Genomic DNA, 18,672 nt, shown 5'->3' with positions numbered 1-18,672 from the left:
CATGACCAAAGATATCCAAGCAGAAGGCGCCTTGAGGGCATGGGGGTTTCTCATTGTGTTGGCACTGATCTGGGGAAGTTCTTTTATTTTGATCAAAAGAGGCCTGGAAATATTTTCTCCCGGAGAAGTCGGCGCATTTAGGATCGTGGCTGCGGGAATGGTTCTATTGCCGCTTTCATTGCCGAGGCTAAAAACCCTGAAAAAAAGACAGGTCAAAAACCTCATTATTGTCGGATTGATGGGGAGTTTTATTCCAGCATTTCTTTTTGCCAAGGCCCAAACACAACTCAGTTCCTCGCTGACAGGTGTTTTTAATGCCATGACGCCTTTATTTGTGGTTGTTATTGGAGCCCTTTTTTTTAATGCAAGGATTACCAAAAGAAACGGAATAGGATTGGCCATCGCCTTTGTCGGAGTGGTTATCCTTTTGATGGTAAAGGAAGGTACCTATTTCGGGGATTTTTCTGAAATCAACTCCTACGCTTTCTATGTATTGATTGCCTGTATTTGTTACGGATTCAACCTGAATATCATCAAGTACCGTTTTGTTGAACTCAAGCCCGTTGCAATTACCGCACTTTCGCTGTTGATGGTATTGCCCATGGCGCTGATTTATTTGTTTGCCTTTACGCAATTTTCCTTCAAAATACTCCATGTCGAAGGCGCGGCAGAGGCTGCCGGTTACATTACCCTGCTTGGCGTACTCGGTACAGCCATTGCCCTGATCCTTTTCAATATTATGGTCAAGGTGGCTACTCCGGTATTTGCCAGTTCGGTCACTTACCTGATTCCGGTAGTAGCGATTATGTGGGGATTGCTTGATGGAGAGGTTCTGCTACCGGGACATTACTTTGGAATAGTGGCCGTGATTTTTGGGGTTTGGATTGGGAATAGGAAGTAACCCGATGAGCATATTGGAAATAAGGGAACAACTTATTTAAACATTGAATCAAATGAAACTCAACTATAAAAAAACCGGAACCGGCGAAACGCTGATTATCCTTCATGGGCTTTTTGGATCGGCGGATAATTGGTTCAGTATTGCCAAGGAACTTGAAAAAGAGTATACACTTTATCTTGTGGACCAAAGAAATCACGGTGATTCCCCTCATAGTGAGGATTGGAATTACCAGGTAATGGCAGAAGATTTGAATGAATTGATGGAGTCTGAAGGTATTAAATCCGCTTACCTGATGGGGCACTCTATGGGCGGCAAAACCGTGATGGCCTTTGCCCTGCAATATCCTGAAAAGGTTAAAAAACTGATTGTAGCCGACATCGCCCCAAGATACTATCCGCTTCACCATCAAGTAATCCTGGAAGGGCTCAATGCCATTCCGATCGGCCAAATAAAGTCACGTAAAGATGCTGATGACATTTTGTCCGGATATATCAAGAACATGGGGATCAGACAGTTTCTACTCAAAAGCCTTGGCAGAAATGAAAAAGGGGGATTTGAATGGAAAATCAACCTTAAAACCATTACAGAGAAAATTGAGATTGTTGGTGAAGAAATCGACTCCGATCAATCCTTTGACAATCCGACCTTGTTTATGGGAGGGGAAAATTCAGATTATATCAAAGAAAGCGACAAAGGCGATATTTCAAGACTTTTTCCTAACAGTAACATTATCTATATCAAAAATGCAGGACATTGGCTTCATGCCGAACAGCCCGGTGCGGTGATAGAGGTAGTAAGGGCATTTTTAGGTTGATTGGATTAACTATAAAAGGCACAAAAGAAAAATTCCTTTTGTGCCTTTTGTGGTAAAATTTCAATAATTTTTTTGTTTCACATTTGCCAAAAATCCTATCTATCCAAAATTTGGCTTGAACTTCAAAACATGCATCTGTTGACTATAGACTGTGGACTGAATACTTATTTCACTCTCTTCCCATGTTTGATCACCATATCCACATTTTGGAGTAAGCTGATATAGCGCAGGACATCTCCGCGGACAGCAATGATGTCGGCATATTTTCCTTCACTGATAGTTCCATAATCCTGGTCAACTCTCATCGCCACCGACGGCCAATAAGTAGCAGCCTTGATGGTCAGCATCGGGTCAAACCCAAATTCATTGACCCAGACATCCAATTCATTCCATGTACTTTGGCTATGGAATTTCATGGGAATACCCGAATCTGTTCCGATCATCAAGACCACTCCGGCATCCTTGAGCTGGTTGATCTTTTTCTCCAAAGTAGGTTTACGGACAGGCGTCAACTGAAAGTAAGGCATTCTTCCAGGATACCGCAAAGAAGCCCTGATATCTCTGATGATAGAGTCCGGCAAATCGAGGTGCCAAGAGGGGTCATCAAGTTTTTCAGGATTATTGCGCATATACTCGTAGTTGTAGAGACCTTCCACAGTTGGTGTCCAAAACAAAGGTCCCATGTTCATCTTGGCAGTCCTTTCTTTGATCATTTCAAGGATGTCGGCAGGATATTCCGGCGCAGAAGAAAGCCCTGTATGTTCAAAACAATCAATTCCTATTTTCAATCCAACCCTGATTTCGTCAGGCCGATGCGAATGCCCGACGACAGGTTTGCCATATTTATGCGCTTCATCTACCACTGCTTTTGCTTCCTCAAAAGTCATCTCATCCTGATCGATCAGCTTGATGACATCCACCCCCGCATCAACCAGTATTTTGACTTTGTTTCGCGCATCCTGGACTCCGTTTACTCCCCATCGGAATTCCTCTGTTCTTGGATATGGCTTTTTTTGAATAAAAGGTCCGGACACATAGACTGTCGGTCCGGGGATTTCTCCTTTATTGATCCTGTCTCTGACATTGATACTGGCTTCAAGCGGTGCGCCAAGTTCGCGTGCACTGGTGACTCCGGCCATCAGGAGTTGGTGCGCTGAAGACGGCATGATGACCGACTCAAAGATATCGATATAGGTACTGTCCCAATGGGTATAATTGCTGTGCCCGTTGAGCATCAGGTGGACGTGCATGTCCCAAAGTCCGGGAAGAACAGACATTCCTTCGGTGGAAATTACTTCGGCACCGGATGGAATCGCCAAGGTCCCCACCTGCCCTATTTCTTTGATCCTGTCATTTTCGATGATGATAACAGAATTTCGGAGAGGCGGTCCACCAAAGCCATCGATCATGGTGCCTCCGACAAGGGCTTTTATGTTTTGTGATTGGACTCCGGAGGAAATAAAAAACAAAAGGGTCACAGCCCAAAATGCCTTTTTCAAAATCTTTGTTTTCATGGAAAATACGGATAGATTGAAGTTTAAAATTTAGAGAATAAAATCGATTTAAAAATTGCCAACCATGTAAATGAAATGAAGGCTTTGGTATTCGGCTTTAAGTTTTTCCTCATCTTTGTCAGTCCCATTTCAAACATTTATGAGTAAAGGAAAACTGTTTTTGATCCCAACTGTGCTGGCTGAAAATACAGCTGACAAGGTCATCAGCCCTCAGGTAAAAGAAACTGTGAAGAATCTAAGTTATTTTTTGGTGGAAAATACGCGCACTGCAAGGCGGTATATCAGCAGTCTTCGTCTTGGCCTAAATATCGAAGAATTGCGATTTGAAATTTTGGACAAAAGCACCAAAGGCGCGGAGTTGGAAAGGATTATGAAACCTCTTTTTGAGGGACAGGATGTAGGTGTCATGTCTGAGGCTGGCTGTCCGGGGATCGCGGATCCGGGTTCGGCAGCTGCAGCTTATGCCCATGGCAAAGGGATCAAGGTCGTCCCGCTTTCAGGTCCAAGTTCCATGTTTTTGGCCCTGATGGGCTCCGGATTCAATGGACAATCATTTGCTTTTCACGGGTATTTGCCAATCGAGAAGAAGGACAGGATTCTTGCTATAAAAAACCTGGAAACTGAATCTGCAAAAAACAACAGGACCCAGATCTTTATGGAAACGCCTTTTCGAAATAATCATCTGATGGAAGATTTGAAGAGTACACTTCATCCCGATACGAGGCTTTGTATCGCAAAAAATATAACAGGTCCAGATGAAATGATCCTCACCAAACCTATTTCAGAGTGGAGAAAGTCACAACTGGACCTGCACAAAATTCCTGTTGTATTTGTATTGTACGCCGGAAATTAAGGTTGTATGAGCACGCGGTAAGAGTCGTACAGCGTCAGCACGTCTTCTACATAAGAGACCGCAAGATGACCTTTTGCATATCCACTTTTAACTACGGGATCTCGGTAATATTTAGGATCTGATTTTAAAGTCAAATAATGGGAGACATTTTCCCAGCTTTGGGTATTGCCTCCATACTTTAATGCCAGATTCCAAGCATCTAGGACGTGGCCATGACCTATATTGTAAGAAGAAAGGATAAACTTGATCCTTTCATTGCTTTCAGGAACTCTTTCTTTCCAAAACTTATCAAGGTATTTCAGGTAATTGACTCCACCCATAAGACTTTGGACAGGATCATTGGGATTTGTTACCCCAAAGCGCTCCAATGTCACAGGCATCAGCTGTAACAGACCGGTAGCACCTGCATATGACGTGGCTGTGGTATCAAAACCGGATTCCTTATAGACCAAGGATGCCAACATCCTCCAATCCCAACCAAGATTCTCCGCTCCTTTTTTGATCAGATCATCATATTGTGAGATTTTGTTTCCTCCAAGTGAGGAAAATGAACTGTTTGACCTGTAATGGTTATTTCTTGAATTTTGGAAATACTTGGCATACAATGTCCTTATATATCCCGATTTGGTTTTGTTTGTTATCCATTGGTTGATCTCTGACTGAAGAAGCGGTGCATTTTTCCGAACCGCCCATGCTACTTCTGTTTTCGGGCTTATTTCCAGCTCGATGTCAATGTCGTTGTAATAAGACGCATTGACCATGGCAGCGACTTTATCCACCACTGTATATTCTATTTCGCCACTATTAACTTTGCTGACAAAAAAGTCACTGTTTCCTTTTTCTTCCAAAACCGACAATTTGATGCCTAGGTCATTTTGAAGTGAACAAAGCTGGGATTTGAAAATGGCATCTTTTTGAATATGGATTACTTTGTCGTTCAAATCCTTAGGGTCTGAAACTTTCAAAGGTCCATTTTTTTGGACCAAAACAGTTCCCATACTCCCGATTGGAGAAGTAAAAGAAGCAAATTTCTTCCTATCCTCACTGACAGCCAAGTTCATGGCAATGATATCGGCTTTTCCGGTATTCAGTAGATAAAAGGCCTCTTCAATATCCGATTTTACGATGAGGTGTAGCCGGACATCAAGTGATGAGGCAAGGGTTTTGAGCATTTCAAATTCATACCCCATTCTTCTTCCCCTATATATATAATAACTGGTGGAAGAATTGTCTACAACAGCCCTGATATATCCTCTTTCCTTTATTTCATCCAAGTCCAACTGGACAGGATTCTCCCAAAAACTTATCTCAGTTTCGGTCCTTTCAAACAGGGTACATTGAAACCCAAAAATTGTCAAAATTATCAAAAACAGTAAATTGATTGCTGTCTTTTTCATTCCATTGGTGACCCTTTCGGGACATTGGTTTATACAAAGGTCGTACAAAGCAATTTACATACCAAATTTTTCACGTTATGAAATACATTTTTTTGCATAAAAAAGCACCAATGAAAATTCAAAGGTGCTTTATATATTTGATATTCAGCTATTTATAAAGGATGTTCTTAATCAATGGTTAATTGAAAATTTTCCTTTCCTTCTTGGTAAAAAATCCTTCCGGAAAGCCTCATCAGCTCAATTTCCATTTCTTTGATATTAAAAATTGCAGTGATCAGCCGGTTCTCGGCTGTCAGCAAATTCAATTGTGCATCCCTGAATTGTAAGTAATCGGATATACCCAACCGGAACCTTTCCAAAGCGATATCGGCATTCTCAGTGGCTACTTTATAATTGACATATTCAATTTCAAGAAGCTCTTTGTTGGTAAGATAAGTGTTGTAAGCTCGTTGGATATCTGAGTTCATCAAAATCTCCATATCTCGCACGGCATATTCTGCATTCAGCTTTTGGACTCGTGCATTTTGAATCCTCCTATTTACAGTAAAACCAGTGAATAGATTCAATGACACAGTAGCTCCATAATTGAAACCCTGTCTTTGGTTTTGAAGCAAGAAGCCTGCATCAGATTTGAAGGTATTGTTGTTATATGCTCCGTTCAGATTGACAGTAGGTAGTCTTAAAGCTTGGGTTTCTCTTAGCGCTAAATAAGCATCATTTTCCTGTCTCTGCGTTAAGAGAAATTGTTTGTTGTTGGTATTTGCATTTTCAAGTAACTCTTCGAGTCCAAGGTGATTTTCAATCACAATGGAATCATTTACCACAAAATTGGTGGTTGGAGGAAGTGCCAATAATTCATTGATATTGATCTTAGCATTTTTTATTACCAATTCCTGATTCGTAAGAAGGGACAAGTCGGCGTTGTAATCAACCTGTGCCGTAAGGAAGTCGCTTCGGCCCGCACCGCCAAGTTCATATCTTGCTTTGGCAATGTCCAATCTTGCCTGAGAAAGATCGAGCGTCGTCCTAAGTACATTATATCTCTGGGATTCAAGGACCAATCTAAAGTAAGCACTTGAAATTGCGGCCACTGTATTTTCAACCAAAACTTTTGCCTGCAATTCACTGATTTCAGCAAGCTTCCCTAACCTTTGGATAGTAAAGATGGTCTCAGGTCTGAAACCGTAAAACCCGACTATAGAATAGTTCTCTGTATTGGATTTGGCACCATCGATTTTATTGGGTTTTTCAGGATTGGTGACAAAGGTCTGCTCTACGTCTTCTTTACTGAAAGTCCTTACAGCATTGGCATCAATTACGGGCATGAAGAAACTTCCCACCCCTATTTTGATATCCCTTTCGGCTATGACCACATTGTTTGCCGCAATCTTTATTCCATAGTTTTTCTCCAAACCGATCAGAACTGCTTTTTCCAAATCAAGATTTTCTCCTTCCTGTGCAAAAAGAGAAAACGTCGCCCATGTACTGAGCACCAATAATAAAAGTGATTTTCTCATTAGACTCTTGCTAAACTTCCTTTTTTGGATGTTAAATAGGTATAAATGGCAGGGATTACAAACAATGTCAAAACCGTAGAAAAGGCCAACCCACCAATAACGGCAACGCCCATAGGCACCCTGCTTTCTGCTCCTGCCCCAAGGGCCAAAGCGATCGGAAGGATACCCAAGATAGTGGATAAACTTGTCATCAAAATGGGTCTGAATCGGGCCGTTGAGGCCCCGATGATCGCCTCATCAATGGACATACCCTGCTCCTTTCGCTGATTGGCGAATTCGACAATCAAGATCCCGTTTTTTGTCACCAGTCCTATGAGCATGATAATTCCGATCTGACTGAAAATATTCAAAGTGAAATCAAATATCCAAAGTGAGAACAAGGCCCCAAACAATGCCAAAGGAACGGTAAACATGATCGTAAGAGGATCCATAAAACTTTCAAACTGGGCAGAAAGCACCAGATAGATCAACACCAATGCAAACAGGAAGGCAAATATCAAACTGTTGGAACTCTCTCTGAATTCCTTGGAAAGTCCGGCCACGTCCGTGCTGTAGGTGTCGTCCAACACTTCTCCTGCTATTCTGTCCATTTCGTCCAGACCTGCACCGATGGTATATCCGTCTGCCAATCCTGCAGATACAGTCGCACTTACAAATCTATTGAACCTGTATAATTGTGGAGGTGTGCTTTTTTCTTTGATGGTTACAAGATTGTCGAGTTGGATAAGCTGACCATTATCGGCCCGCACATACAACATTCTAAGATTGACAGGCTCATTTCTATCAGCAAGCTGCATTTCACCCACAACTTGATATTGCTTGCCATTCATGATGAAGTACGCAAATCGCTGACCGGAATAGGACAGCTGAAGGGTTCTGGCAATTTCCTGCACAGAGACACCGACATTTCTCGCTTTTTCCCTATTGATCTCAACCTCAATCTCGGGTTTGGTAAATTTTAGGTCAATGTCTGAGAAACTGAAAACCGGGCTTTGTCCAGCTTTCTCCATAAAAGCAGGAATCACTTCTTTCAGCTTTTCCAAAGTAGGTGCTTGGATTACATATTGGACAGGCAAACCACCTCTTCTATCACCGATAGACTGGGGTTGGGTAACGAAAGCCCTCACTGCGGTATATTTTTTGATCATGCCGGAAACTTGCCCAAAAACTTCCATTTGGCTTCGCTCCCTATCAGCTGCGTCCACCAATATCAACCTTAAGAATCCTGAATTGGTACTAGAAGTACCAAACCCGGGGGAGGTGACTGTGGTAATTGCCGCTCTTTCAGTTTCAGGGATTTGTTTTGTGAAATCCACCGTCATTTCATCCAGCACTTTGTCCATATAACCAAAAGTAGCTCCTTCAGGACCTGAAATGATGACCCTCATTTCTCCCCTATCTTCTACTGGTGCTAATTCCGTAGGAATTACTTTGAAGAAATAATAAATTCCAAAACCCATGACAATGATAATGGCAAATGCACTCCACCTTATTTTCATGAATTTATTTAAAGTGACTTCATATAGGTTGTTCAACCAGATAAAAAAAGGCTCTGTCCAATTGTAGAAAGCGTTTTGCTTTTCTCTTTTCTTCAATAACTTGGCACTCAGCATCGGAGTCATGGTCAAGGCCACAAAAGCAGATATGATTACTGCCCCGGCGACCACTATTCCAAATTCCCTGAAAAGCCTACCTGTGGTGCCCGTCAAGAAAATAACAGGAAGGAAAACCGCCGCAAGCGCAACCGTAGTTGCAATTACTGCAAAGAAAATTTCTTCTGAGCCTTCAGATGCAGCGGTATTGGGATTTTCTCCTTTTTCTATCCTTGAATATATATTCTCCAATACCACAATAGCATCATCCACCACCAGTCCAATGGAAAGTACTATGCCCAAAAGTGTCAACACATTGATTGAAAAATCCATCAAGTACATGATAAAAAATACTCCAATCAAAGAAATGGGAATAGTAAGAACAGGAATAAAGGTGGTCCGCCAATCCCTCAAAAACAAAAATATAATCATGACCACGAGAATAAATGCCAAGACGATGGTTTCCTCTACCTCAGCAATAGAATTTCTGATGAATGTAGTGGAGTCAAAACCTATATCTACACGGATATCACTTGGCAAATCCTTTTTGATTGTTTCAAGTCTTTTGTAGAACTCATCTACAATCTCGATGTTATTGGATCCGGGAAGTGGGACCAATACCACCCCTACCATCGGTACTCCGTCTTTTTTGAGAACAGTTCTTTCATTCAGAGCTGACATTTCAGCCTTTCCAATGTCCTGAAATCTAACGATGTTGTTTTGGTCCTCTTTGATGATCAAAGAATTGAATTCCTGTGGTGTACTCAGCCTACTTTTGGTTCTCACGGAAAGCTCAATCGATGCTCCTTCGATCCTTCCTGATGGCAACTCTATGTTTTCACTCTGGACTTTATTCAGCACATCCAAGGGAGTCACACCATATGAGGCCATTTTCAATGGATCCATTCTCAACCTGATGGCATATCTTTTCTCTCCCCAGATTTGTACAGTACTTACACCGGGTATCGTCTGCAGTCTTTCTTTAAAAATATTAGAAGCAATGTCTGAAAGATCCAACAGATTCCTTGTAGCGCTTTGCACAGCCAAAAAGACAATAGGCTGAGAATCAGAGTCAGATTTTGATACCACCGGCGGTTCTACATCGGGAGGTAGATTTCTCTGGGCTCCTGAAACTTTATCTCTCACATCATTGGCAGCTGCCTCGAGGTCAGCCCCCACATCAAATTCCACAGTAATGTTACTAGTTCCGTCATTGCTGATAGAAGTGAGCGATTTGATCCCAGCTATACCATTGATGGCTTCTTCCAAAGGCTCAGTAATCTGCGCTTCTATGACATCGGCATTAGCACCTACATAGGCGGTCCTGACATTGATAATCGGAGGATCAACGCTTGGGAATTCCCTAATGCCCAAAAAACTGATCCCAATCGCACCAAACAGCATGATGGTCAATGACATGACTATGGCAAGGACGGGTCTGCTGATACTGATACTTGATAAACTAGCCATATTTTAATTGATTTTAGTATAAGTGACAGGCATACCTGTTCTTACTTGCAATACTCCGGTGCTCAAAACCAGGTCACCTTCTTTTAGCCCATCGACAATCTGCACAAAACTTTCTGTACGGGTTCCGATAGACACCTTTCTTTCTTCTATTTTGCTCTCTTTGTTTACCACGAAGACCTTGTATCCTGCCAATTCAGGAATCACAGATTCAGCAGGAACCATGAGGGCATTTTCTTCCACACCAAGGATGTACTTTATCCTTACAAACATGCCCGGCAAAAATTTCCTTTGCTTATTAGGGCTTTGCGCTCTGATCTTCAGCGTCCTGGTACCGGTATCAATGGTAGGCTCAAAAGCGTAGACTGTTCCTTCGACATCAATTCCTTCTGATTCATTCGAAAAAATAATCTTGGAGCCTACCTTTACCTGATTGGCATACCTCTCCGGAATTGAAAACTCAATCTTGATCGGATCAATATTGACAATACTCGCAATCACATCCGAAGGCCCTATAACACTTCCCTCAGAAATCATCCTTAAACCCAAAACCCCATCAAATGGAGCCCTGATAACTGTTTTGGTCAATTGGGCTTCGACCAATTTGATATCAGAAAGGTTGGTATTGAATTGGTTGAGCACGATGTCGTATTCTTCCTGGCTGATCGCTTCTTTTGCTAACAGTTGCTTTTGTCTGTTTTCCTGACTTTGAAAAAGCTTTCTGGTGAAGTCAAGCCTTTGGTATTGGGCATTGAGTTCATCGTCATTGAGGTAAAGAAGAGGAGTTCCTTTCTTTACAAACTGGCCTTCATTGAAGGTAATCCTATTTACTAGCCCTGAAATTTCGGCCCTCAGGTTTACACTTTCATTTGGAATAATGGTTCCTGTTACGCTGAGGTTATTTTCCAGTCTTTCGGGACGGATTTCAACCACATTGACAGGAATAGGCTGACCTGAACCCTGCGGTCCTCCCGGTTGGCCGGAAGTGGAAGTTTCAGCGGGTTTTCCCATAAACTGATCCCATCTTGGGTAGATGAAAATCACCGCCAATACAAGGACTATGGCAACAATTAAAATGACTTTGGTTTGTTTTTTCATTCTATTTATTCAGAAAATCCATTTAAGGCTGGTTGTTGATTTCTAAGAAACTGAAGCGACAATTGATTAAAAACTTCTGGTTGTTCGACATTGACCACATGTCCACAAGCTTTGACAATATTGAGAATTGAAAGTTTATGCTCTTTGACAATTTTTTTTACCGGTTCAAGAAACATGATGTCTTCCTCTCCCATCACATAAAGAGTTGGAATGGAAAGGTCTTTTTCTTTGAAAAATTTCAGCAGGGGGTTGATGTCTTTTGTCAACTTAAACCACCTGATAAATTCCTTTTGGCAAAGTCTCTTGGCTTCATTGATAAACAGATTTCTCGACTCTGCATGATGCCTTCTTGGCATGATGATCCATGCAAAAAGACTGTATAACCACATGTAAGGCACTACACTTTTGAATGTATTTCCCAGAGTTACCAAAATCTGTGAGGTGAAAGTGAGCCTTGTGATCGCACCGGCCAAAATCAAAGATTTAACCTTTTCGGGTTCCATTTCCGCAAGTTGCCTTGCCAAAATCGTCCCGAGAGAAACACCCATCACATGGGCAGGGGGCACCTGAAGGTGATCAAGGACTTCAATAATATCCTTTGTAACTGCCGGAAAGGTATATTCTTCCTTCCAGATGTTCTTGATAGACCCTGCAGACTTACCGTGTCCTCTCAGATCGATAAGCAAAAGGTTGAATTCCTGCCTGAATTCCCGGATCTGTTTGTGCCATATGGAAGACGATCCTCCGGCTCCATGGATGAACACCACCCATTCATTACTTGTAGAATGCCTGTAAGTTTTATAGTATAACATACTGCTTTTCATCTTGACCAAGTAATAACCGAACAGTTTGATTTAAGTTCCGAACCCGAAAGCTAAGCCCATTAATTTGGGTAAAAAATAAAATAGACACAGGTGGCTATTGAAGTCGATTAATGGTTATTTCCTTTTAAAAAATGAACCAAGGCAGTTTTTACCTTGGTTCATTCATATATGGTTTTAAGGTCAAAGGTATTCATACCAAATAGTGGAATAAACCTATACCATTCCAAAATCACTTTCCAAATCCATCTCATTTTCCATTCCTCGCTTCTGGCCCCATCAATCTCTTTTCTGGGATTATGACTCTCGTTTCATGGATCACCGCTTCTCGTTTTTTTAAAGCTTTCTCTTAATGAAATCAGTCATTAGTGAGTAAAGGTGCCATGATGTATTGCCGCCTGAAATCCCATGGTTGCGGTTTGGATAATACATGGTTTCGAACTGTTTGTCAGCTTTGATCAAAGCATCAACAAGGTCTACCGCATTCTGATAATGGACATTGTCATCACCGGTGCCATGAATGAGCAACAAATTTCCCTTCAATTTGTCCACATGGGTAATCGGGCTGTTGTCATCATATCCTGCGGCGTTTTGCTGGGGAGTCTGAAGATAGCGTTCGGTATAAATGGTGTCATAATACCTCCATGTCGTCACAGGAGCAACCGCAATGGCTGCTTTGAAAACATCATTTCCCTTCATCAATGCAAGAGAAGACATATAGCCACCATATGACCAACCCCAGATTCCAATCCTGGATGCATCGACATATCCCAAAGTGCCGAGGTATTTTGCTCCGGCGATTTGGTCCTCAGTTTCCAGTTTACCAAGATTGGCATAAGTTACATGCTTGAAATCCCTACCTCGGGCGCCGGTGCCGCGGTTGTCCACACAGACCACGATGTATCCTTCAGCGGCGAGGTGTTGGTGCCAAAAGTCCCTTGCACCGCCCCAAGCGTTGGTGACATTTTGGGAGCCCGGACCACCGTACACATACATCAATACAGGATATTTTTTGTTGGGATCAAAGTTCGATGGTTTGATCATATACCCGTTGAGGAGTGTGCCATCGACCGTATTGAAGGTGAAAAACTCCCTACCTGAAAGTGAAAAATTGGAAAGCCTGTTTTTCAATTCCTGATTATCTTCCAATACTTTGACCAATTTACCGGAAGACTCATTCAAAGTCACCTTAAGCGGGGTATCAGAATTTGTAAAATTTGCGATGTAATATTTGAAATCCCGGCTCATGTTGATGGAAAAAGTGCCCTTCTCCTGAGTCAGGATTTTTTTATTCTTTCCATCCATATTGATTACGAACAGATTCCGCTCGAGTGGAGAAGCCTCGGTAGAGATATAGTAGATTTTCTTTCCTTTCTCATCTATCCCGACCAGATTTGTCACTTCCCAATTGCCGGAAGTAATCTGCCGTATCAGTTTGCCGGTATTGTCATGGTGGTAGATATGCTTGAAACCATCCTGCTCTGAAGTACGGATAAATCCTTTGTTTTCGCCCAAAAACCGCAGGTCGTCATTGTAATTGAGGTCCACATAGGTCTTGGATTTTTCTTCCAGGATGACTTTACTCTGACCTGATTGGGCATCTGTGTACAACAGGTCGATCTGATTTTGGAGCCTGTTGACTCTCAAAAAAGCCAAAATGTTGGCTTCCCCTGTCCAATATATTCTTGGTAAATAAATGTCAGTCTCCGTACCGGTATTTGCCTTCACGGTTTTTTTACTTTCCAAATTATAAATATGGATGCTGGTTTTGGCGTTTGCCTCGCCTGCTTTGGGGTATTTGAATCTGTAATCCTGGGGATATAATTTGCCCCATAGCTGCATGTTGAATTCAGGAACTTCCGACTCATCAAATCGGATAAAAGCAATTTTTTGACCATCCGGAGACCAATCAAAAGCCTTTGCCATGGAAAACTCCTCTTCATACACCCAATCTGCAGCACCGTTTAGCACATGGTTTACTTTGCCGTCGGTAGTGATTTGAATTACTTTTTCGGTATTGAGTTCGATGATAAACAGGTTGTTTTCCTTCACAAATGCCACCTTGTCATTTCCCGGGGAAAGAGTGGCATACATGATTTTCTCCCCGTCCAAAAGTTCTTGCGCCTTTCCTGTAGCAAGGTCTACCACATGATAGACAGCTTTGCTAGACCTTCGGTAGATCCTTTCCACTTCAGAGGCAATCAAGGCTTTGCTCTCATCGGCATTGAAAGCATAACTTGAAAAATTCACTCCCAAAGCTTCCCCATTGATCAGAATACCTGTTTCTTCTCCAGTCTCCACATTGATTTTGACTACTTTGGAACCCGATGGTGTTCTTACCAAAGAACTGTAATATTGTCCATCTTTCATCCAATTGATGCCTTGAACAGACTTTTGGGAGAAGGTATTGCTTTTGAAAACATCCTCTAAGGTGACTTTCTGTTGGGCAAGGGTCTCAAAATTCCAAACAAGGATAAATGCCAGAAAGGCAATCAATTTAATTTTACTCATAAATATCTAGGTCTATAATCAGCTTTAAAAGTATAAAAAAGCAGCAATACCGAAAAAAAATTTACTCCAAAGGAAAACCCAAATTGGAAAGAAGCATTCGAACAAGATGAAAAATCAGAGTTTAATCCTACTCCCATCCCTCCTGCCTCGGAATGTCTCACCGTTTTCGATAATCAGGATTTCACCCGTGATTCCTTCTTTGATATTGCCATCCACTCCGATTACACGTCCTTCAAAAAGTGAGGTAATGGATCTCAATGAAGTATGGCCGACTATAATTTTTTTCGATTCAAAAAAATCCAAAATATCATCCAGATTTTGGGTCGAAGGAAATGGCTCAACAAAATAGCCCCGATACCAAAGCGGTCCTTCATCACTTGTCAAAAAGGTCTGAAGGGCATTTTTTCTCCTGCTGGAGGACTTGAGGATATGGGAATAAAATTGTTTATTGACTTTTTTAGCTGGTAGTTTTCTTTGTAAAAATGAAGGCGAAATACCGGCATGGGTAAATAACAAATCATCAATGGTAATGATAACAGGGCGTTTGCGTAGCCAATTGCCCAAGACTGCATTCTCCGAATAAAGGTCGCTTGTCCTGATTCCCATAAGTTTGGTGGCGCCCACATATTTTTCATTTAAAAATCGAAAATCACTTTCAATAAACATCAATTCATGGTTTCCGATCAAGAAATGAACTTTCCCTCCCTGACCTTTTGCTTGATGTTCGAGTTTGTATACCAACCACAACACTTCGGTGACCATGTCGCCCCTTCCCAAAATATCTCCATTGACTACAAGATGCCCCTTGCCATATTTCCAATCTGCATTTTCGTCGATAATGCCGTGTGCCTTTAGCAATTCCACGCACAATCCATATTGCCCATGAATGTCAGAAATCACCGCCAGATTGGGAACATTCCTGTATTCCTGATAGAAATCAACCTCCTCCTCTTTATTTTCAAAGAAAACTTTGGGGTCGAGGCCCAGATTAAATTCACTTCGAAGAAAACCCAGATCAGGGTTCAATTTCTCTTTCATTTGTCCATTTTCAACCCATTTGACATTTACCTGATCTCCCTGAAAAAATATATACGGCCCTTCAGAAATGGCATTTCCTTGGTTTTGGGCTACAACGCTCCCTACTAAAAAAGGGAAACAAACTATGAGCAAAAGAATTTTTAGGGATAATTTCATGTGCTTTGATTTAAAATAAGGAGGATTTTCAATCAATTGTCGGATTTGGTCCAAAAACCGATGATGAATATACAATTTTTTTAAAATAAAAATCACAGAGACAGGCGTAGCTTTATTGGGTATTTTTAACCTCTATTTTTTGATGCCATACAATGATAAATGGAGATTGATTTTTACTTTTACATGCCATGAAGAAGAAAATTGCCTTAGTGACCGGTGGATTTACCGGAGAATCTGTCATCTCCCTAAAAAGTGCTGCAGTAGTCGAAAAGACCCTCGACAGAAGCCTCTATGATATCTACAAAATCCTGATTTATCCCGGAAACTGGTATCACCAAACTGCCACAGGCGAAAAAACCCCTGTAGACCTCAACGACTTTTCGATCAAAATTTCGGATCAAAAAATAAAATTTGACGGAGTTTTCAATATTCTTCATGGTTCGCCGGGAGAAGACGGCAAGCTGGCGGGTTATTTTGACATGATCGGGTTACCTTATACCACATGCGATGCGCTGACCTCTGCCATCACCATGAACAAAGGCTACACCAAAGCAATAGTCCAGGACATCGACGAATTGTTTGTCGCGAGGTCCATCCAATTGTTTGGCAACCATTCTGAAAATGGAGGCCGCATTTTAAAAGAACTACGTCTTCCCCTTTTTGTCAAACCAAATAATGGTGGATCCAGCATCGGAATGACCAAAGTCAAAGAACCGAATGAACTTCAGGAAGCTTTGGATAAGGCATTTGCGGAGGATTCACAGGTATTGGTGGAAGAATTTGTTTCAGGTAGGGAATTTTCGATTGGTGTTTATCGGTCAAGAGGGATCACTACTGTCCTTCCGGCTACAGAGATCATCAGCAGCAATGAGTTTTTTGACTTTGAGGCAAAGTATTCTCCCGGTGTTTGTGAAGAAATAACCCCCGGAAGAATGACCCAAGAGGAAGTGGCAATGGTGGGACGAATTATTGAAAAAGTATATCAAAAGTTAAACTGCAAGGGTGCGGTCAGGATTGACTATTTCTTGGAACACGAAACAGGCAAGTTCTATTTTATCGAAATCAATACCGTCCCGGGTCAAACTGAAACCAGCTTGATATCCCAACAAGTGCGTGCTTTGGGGATCGATGTAAAGGATTTTTACAATGCCCTGATTGAGGAAATGTTTTGAATTATGTATTGATCCAAAGTTGGCGGGGTTTAGAAATTTTACTAAATTTCACGTACTAATTATTAATACATGGATACGTATGAATACGAAGCTTACACTCTCCCTGGATAAAGCAATTATCGAAGAGGCAAAAAAGTTTGCATCCGAAAAAGGAAGCAGCCTTTCAGAATTGGTAGAAAACTATTTTAAGTTACTGATTGAAAAAGATGAATTGACCAAAACTCCCATCATATCAAAGAAAGTAAGCAGGCTCAGGGGTTTGTTAAAGACAGATATTGATTTAGATTATAAAGAAATATTAGAAGAAGAAATTATCAAAAAGCACCATGAATAAAGTGTTTCTTGATACAAATGTGGTACTTGACTTTTTGTTGGACAGGAGGCCTTTTTCGGAGGAAGCAAGTAGAATTTTTGATTTGTCAGAATCGGGAGAAATTGAGCTTTTTATCTCTTCGTTGACTGTCAACAATATTTATTACATATCAAGAAAGCTCATTGGTCACCAAAAATCAATCGACTTAATTAAAGAATTACTTGAAATTGTTGAAATTTTAAACTCGGATAAAGCCTCCATTTTGATGGCCCTGGATCTCGAGTTCAGCGATTTTGAAGATGGGATTCAAAATGCAGTGGCCATTTTAAATCCTGGAATTGAGATAATAATAAGCAGAAACACCAAAGATTTTAGGAAATCAGCCTTGCCGGCAATGAGTCCTGAAGTTTATTTGAAAACTTTTTTTTAACCTAAAACCTGATCTGAATCCCAATGAAATCAGGGATTCTGTAATAAGTCAGCCCATCGTCAAAGTAAATTGGATCGGCCTTTTTTTCAGAGAAATTATACAAATCCACCGCCTCTCGGGTAATGTTACGGCTGCTTCGTCTATAAAATCCAGATGCGATCCCTAATCCAAGAGTAGAAATCATGGCAGGAAGTAAAAGGTTATTCCTGGTATTGTAGGAGGAAGATTGGGGGGGAATCAAACTCAAAACCAGCACTGCGGCAGAAGTCAAAACTGTGGCTCCATCCAACAATTTGCTTGTTCTTTGCTTTTTCATCGCCATTTGATACTTCTCAAACGCCTCTGGCTGGGCCTGCATCAGCTGATAAACTTCCTGTTTGGTCAGCACTTTGGGGCCATCCAAAATATCGATCCTGTCCCCGATCAAGGTCTCCCTGTATTCAATCCTCAAAAAAGGATATTCCTGACCATACACATTGGTCATGACACAAACCATTAACAATGCAAATACAATTTTTCTCATCTGATTAGAAATTTAGACTTAAACCCATTGCTAAGGGGGATATTTTTATTTTGAGTGAAGGTTCATACCCAAAACCCCGTGAGACTTTATAATTGAAGCTTTCGATCGCATGGGAGGTTTCCCTTTTTCCATTTCTCTTCATGGATACAGAAATAGTGCTTAAGGTAATAGCCCCAAGGGTCAATCCTCCCACAATCAGCGCCCGCTGTTGGTTGATTTCTCCTGAAAAGAGATATACCAAAGAACCGGTAGCCATGACCCAAGCTCCCCACCGCAAAGATTCCCCCATCACCATTTTTTGGTTGGCTTTTGAAAACAGATAAGCGTCTTCAGGAAAAGTGGACATCAATTTTTCTATTTCTGAAGCTTTCACTTTTTGGCCATTTGCCAGGTAAACATGGTTTCCGAAAAAATTCTCCCGATATGAAATCCTAGGATTTGTTTGGGCTTGGGCCAAAAGCACGATGGAAAACAAGAGCAGGGTGAACGAAAATGATTTCATTTTGAGGGATCAAATAATTACAAAATCAACGGATAAACACAAATTAAGTTTAC

16 protein-coding genes are annotated in these 18,672 nt (G+C 41.4%); 6 read left to right on the top strand and 10 right to left on the bottom strand.

What is annotated here, in order from left to right:
* Nucleotide 1: 1 nt before the first annotated feature.
* On the top strand, nt 2-901 hold the full coding sequence (locus tag DQW11_RS08790) for a DMT family transporter (protein ID WP_113923670.1): 900 nt from the start codon (nt 2-4) through the stop codon (nt 899-901).
* Between the two features lie 52 nt (nt 902-953).
* On the top strand, nt 954-1,715 hold the full coding sequence (locus DQW11_RS08785) for an alpha/beta fold hydrolase (RefSeq protein WP_113923669.1): 762 nt from the start codon (nt 954-956) through the stop codon (nt 1,713-1,715).
* A 164-nt stretch (nt 1,716-1,879) separates the two neighbouring features.
* Here the strand turns inward: DQW11_RS08785 and DQW11_RS08780 are convergent, their stop codons facing one another.
* Nucleotides 1,880-3,229 (bottom strand): amidohydrolase family protein, encoded by a 1,350-nt coding sequence (locus DQW11_RS08780; protein ID WP_232826708.1) that lies wholly within the window; start codon nt 3,227-3,229, stop codon nt 1,880-1,882.
* A 139-nt stretch (nt 3,230-3,368) separates the two neighbouring features.
* On the opposite strand from DQW11_RS08780, the gene DQW11_RS08775 reads away from it, so the two are divergent.
* On the top strand, nt 3,369-4,082 hold the full coding sequence (locus DQW11_RS08775; protein ID WP_113923668.1) for an SAM-dependent methyltransferase: 714 nt from the start codon (nt 3,369-3,371) through the stop codon (nt 4,080-4,082).
* Here DQW11_RS08775 and DQW11_RS08770 read toward each other — a convergent pair.
* The 7 genes from DQW11_RS08770 to DQW11_RS08740 all read right to left on the bottom strand — a co-directional run bounded on the left by DQW11_RS08770 (nt 4,079) and on the right by DQW11_RS08740 (nt 15,679).
* The gene (locus DQW11_RS08770; protein ID WP_113923667.1) at nt 4,079-5,479 is read right to left on the bottom strand and encodes an MltF family protein; all 1,401 of its coding nucleotides are present in this window, start codon (nt 5,477-5,479) and stop codon (nt 4,079-4,081) included. The genes DQW11_RS08775 and DQW11_RS08770 overlap by 4 nt on opposite strands.
* A 167-nt stretch (nt 5,480-5,646) precedes the next feature.
* Nucleotides 5,647-6,996 (bottom strand): TolC family protein, encoded by a 1,350-nt coding sequence (locus tag DQW11_RS08765; RefSeq protein ID WP_113923666.1) that lies wholly within the window; start codon nt 6,994-6,996, stop codon nt 5,647-5,649.
* A complete protein-coding gene (locus DQW11_RS08760; protein WP_113923665.1) occupies nt 6,996-10,058 on the bottom strand; it encodes an efflux RND transporter permease subunit in 3,063 nt (1,020 codons plus the stop codon). Before DQW11_RS08760 ends, DQW11_RS08765 begins: the two co-directional genes overlap by 1 nt.
* Before the next feature lie 3 nt (nt 10,059-10,061).
* A complete protein-coding gene (locus tag DQW11_RS08755) occupies nt 10,062-11,153 on the bottom strand; it encodes an efflux RND transporter periplasmic adaptor subunit (RefSeq protein WP_113923664.1) in 1,092 nt (363 codons plus the stop codon).
* A 5-nt stretch (nt 11,154-11,158) separates the two neighbouring features.
* Nucleotides 11,159-11,965 (bottom strand): alpha/beta fold hydrolase, encoded by an 807-nt coding sequence (locus DQW11_RS08750; RefSeq protein ID WP_113923730.1) that lies wholly within the window; start codon nt 11,963-11,965, stop codon nt 11,159-11,161.
* 345 nt (nt 11,966-12,310) lie between these two features.
* Complete coding sequence (locus tag DQW11_RS08745; protein ID WP_113923663.1) at nt 12,311-14,485, bottom strand: S9 family peptidase; 2,175 nt, start codon at nt 14,483-14,485, stop codon at nt 12,311-12,313.
* Nucleotides 14,486-14,599: 114 nt separating this feature from the next.
* Nucleotides 14,600-15,679, bottom strand: a complete 1,080-nt coding sequence (locus tag DQW11_RS08740; RefSeq protein ID WP_157966076.1) for a metallophosphoesterase — start codon at nt 15,677-15,679, stop codon at nt 14,600-14,602.
* A gap of 188 nt (nt 15,680-15,867) precedes the next feature.
* On the opposite strand from DQW11_RS08740, the gene DQW11_RS08735 reads away from it, so the two are divergent.
* The 3 genes from DQW11_RS08735 to DQW11_RS08725 all read left to right on the top strand — a co-directional run bounded on the left by DQW11_RS08735 (nt 15,868) and on the right by DQW11_RS08725 (nt 17,594).
* On the top strand, nt 15,868-16,851 hold the full coding sequence (locus tag DQW11_RS08735) for a D-alanine--D-alanine ligase (protein WP_113923661.1): 984 nt from the start codon (nt 15,868-15,870) through the stop codon (nt 16,849-16,851).
* Nucleotides 16,852-16,930: 79 nt separating this feature from the next.
* Complete coding sequence (locus tag DQW11_RS08730; RefSeq protein WP_113923660.1) at nt 16,931-17,185, top strand: DUF6364 family protein; 255 nt, start codon at nt 16,931-16,933, stop codon at nt 17,183-17,185.
* Nucleotides 17,178-17,594, top strand: a complete 417-nt coding sequence (locus tag DQW11_RS08725) for a type II toxin-antitoxin system VapC family toxin (protein ID WP_113923659.1) — start codon at nt 17,178-17,180, stop codon at nt 17,592-17,594. The genes DQW11_RS08730 and DQW11_RS08725 overlap by 8 nt, the downstream gene beginning before the upstream one ends.
* Before the next feature lies 1 nt (nt 17,595).
* On the opposite strand, the gene DQW11_RS08720 is transcribed toward DQW11_RS08725, so the two are convergent.
* Both DQW11_RS08720 and DQW11_RS08715 read right to left on the bottom strand, forming a co-directional pair.
* On the bottom strand, nt 17,596-18,117 hold the full coding sequence (locus DQW11_RS08720; RefSeq protein WP_157966075.1) for a hypothetical protein: 522 nt from the start codon (nt 18,115-18,117) through the stop codon (nt 17,596-17,598).
* A 4-nt stretch (nt 18,118-18,121) separates the two neighbouring features.
* Entirely contained in the window at nt 18,122-18,619 is a 498-nt protein-coding gene (locus DQW11_RS08715; RefSeq protein ID WP_113923657.1) for a hypothetical protein, read from the bottom strand.
* Between the last annotated feature and the right edge of the window lie 53 nt (nt 18,620-18,672).

It is taken from the genome of Cognataquiflexum aquatile (genome assembly GCF_003316845.1).
In the GTDB taxonomy this organism is placed as follows: Bacteria; Bacteroidota; Bacteroidia; order Cytophagales; family Cyclobacteriaceae; genus Cognataquiflexum; species Cognataquiflexum aquatile.
The sequence above is the reverse complement of the archived record's forward strand: the minus strand, read 5'-3'. Positions and strand labels throughout refer to the sequence as shown.

Bases quoted from the DNA above. Each gene is read 5' to 3' on its own strand.
- DQW11_RS08785 (WP_113923669.1), top strand. From the start codon at position 954: ATGAAACTCAACTATAAAAAAACCGGAACCGGCGAAACGCTGATTATC.
- DQW11_RS08735 (WP_113923661.1), top strand. From the start codon at position 15,868: ATGAAGAAGAAAATTGCCTTAGTGACCGGTGGATTTACCGGAGAATCT.
- DQW11_RS08750 (WP_113923730.1), bottom strand. From the start codon at position 11,965: ATGTTATACTATAAAACTTACAGGCATTCTACAAGTAATGAATGGGTG.
- DQW11_RS08765 (WP_113923666.1), bottom strand. From the start codon at position 6,996: ATGAGAAAATCACTTTTATTATTGGTGCTCAGTACATGGGCGACGTTT.
- DQW11_RS08725 (WP_113923659.1), top strand. From the start codon at position 17,178: ATGAATAAAGTGTTTCTTGATACAAATGTGGTACTTGACTTTTTGTTG.
- DQW11_RS08755 (WP_113923664.1), bottom strand. From the start codon at position 11,153: ATGAAAAAACAAACCAAAGTCATTTTAATTGTTGCCATAGTCCTTGTA.
- DQW11_RS08740 (WP_157966076.1), bottom strand. From the start codon at position 15,679: ATGAAATTATCCCTAAAAATTCTTTTGCTCATAGTTTGTTTCCCTTTT.
- DQW11_RS08790 (WP_113923670.1), top strand. From the start codon at position 2: ATGACCAAAGATATCCAAGCAGAAGGCGCCTTGAGGGCATGGGGGTTT.
- DQW11_RS08720 (WP_157966075.1), bottom strand. From the start codon at position 18,117: ATGAGAAAAATTGTATTTGCATTGTTAATGGTTTGTGTCATGACCAAT.
- DQW11_RS08715 (WP_113923657.1), bottom strand. From the start codon at position 18,619: ATGAAATCATTTTCGTTCACCCTGCTCTTGTTTTCCATCGTGCTTTTG.
- DQW11_RS08760 (WP_113923665.1), bottom strand. From the start codon at position 10,058: ATGGCTAGTTTATCAAGTATCAGTATCAGCAGACCCGTCCTTGCCATA.
- DQW11_RS08775 (WP_113923668.1), top strand. From the start codon at position 3,369: ATGAGTAAAGGAAAACTGTTTTTGATCCCAACTGTGCTGGCTGAAAAT.
- DQW11_RS08745 (WP_113923663.1), bottom strand. From the start codon at position 14,485: ATGAGTAAAATTAAATTGATTGCCTTTCTGGCATTTATCCTTGTTTGG.
- DQW11_RS08730 (WP_113923660.1), top strand. From the start codon at position 16,931: ATGAATACGAAGCTTACACTCTCCCTGGATAAAGCAATTATCGAAGAG.
- DQW11_RS08780 (WP_232826708.1), bottom strand. From the start codon at position 3,229: ATGAAAACAAAGATTTTGAAAAAGGCATTTTGGGCTGTGACCCTTTTG.
- DQW11_RS08770 (WP_113923667.1), bottom strand. From the start codon at position 5,479: ATGAAAAAGACAGCAATCAATTTACTGTTTTTGATAATTTTGACAATT.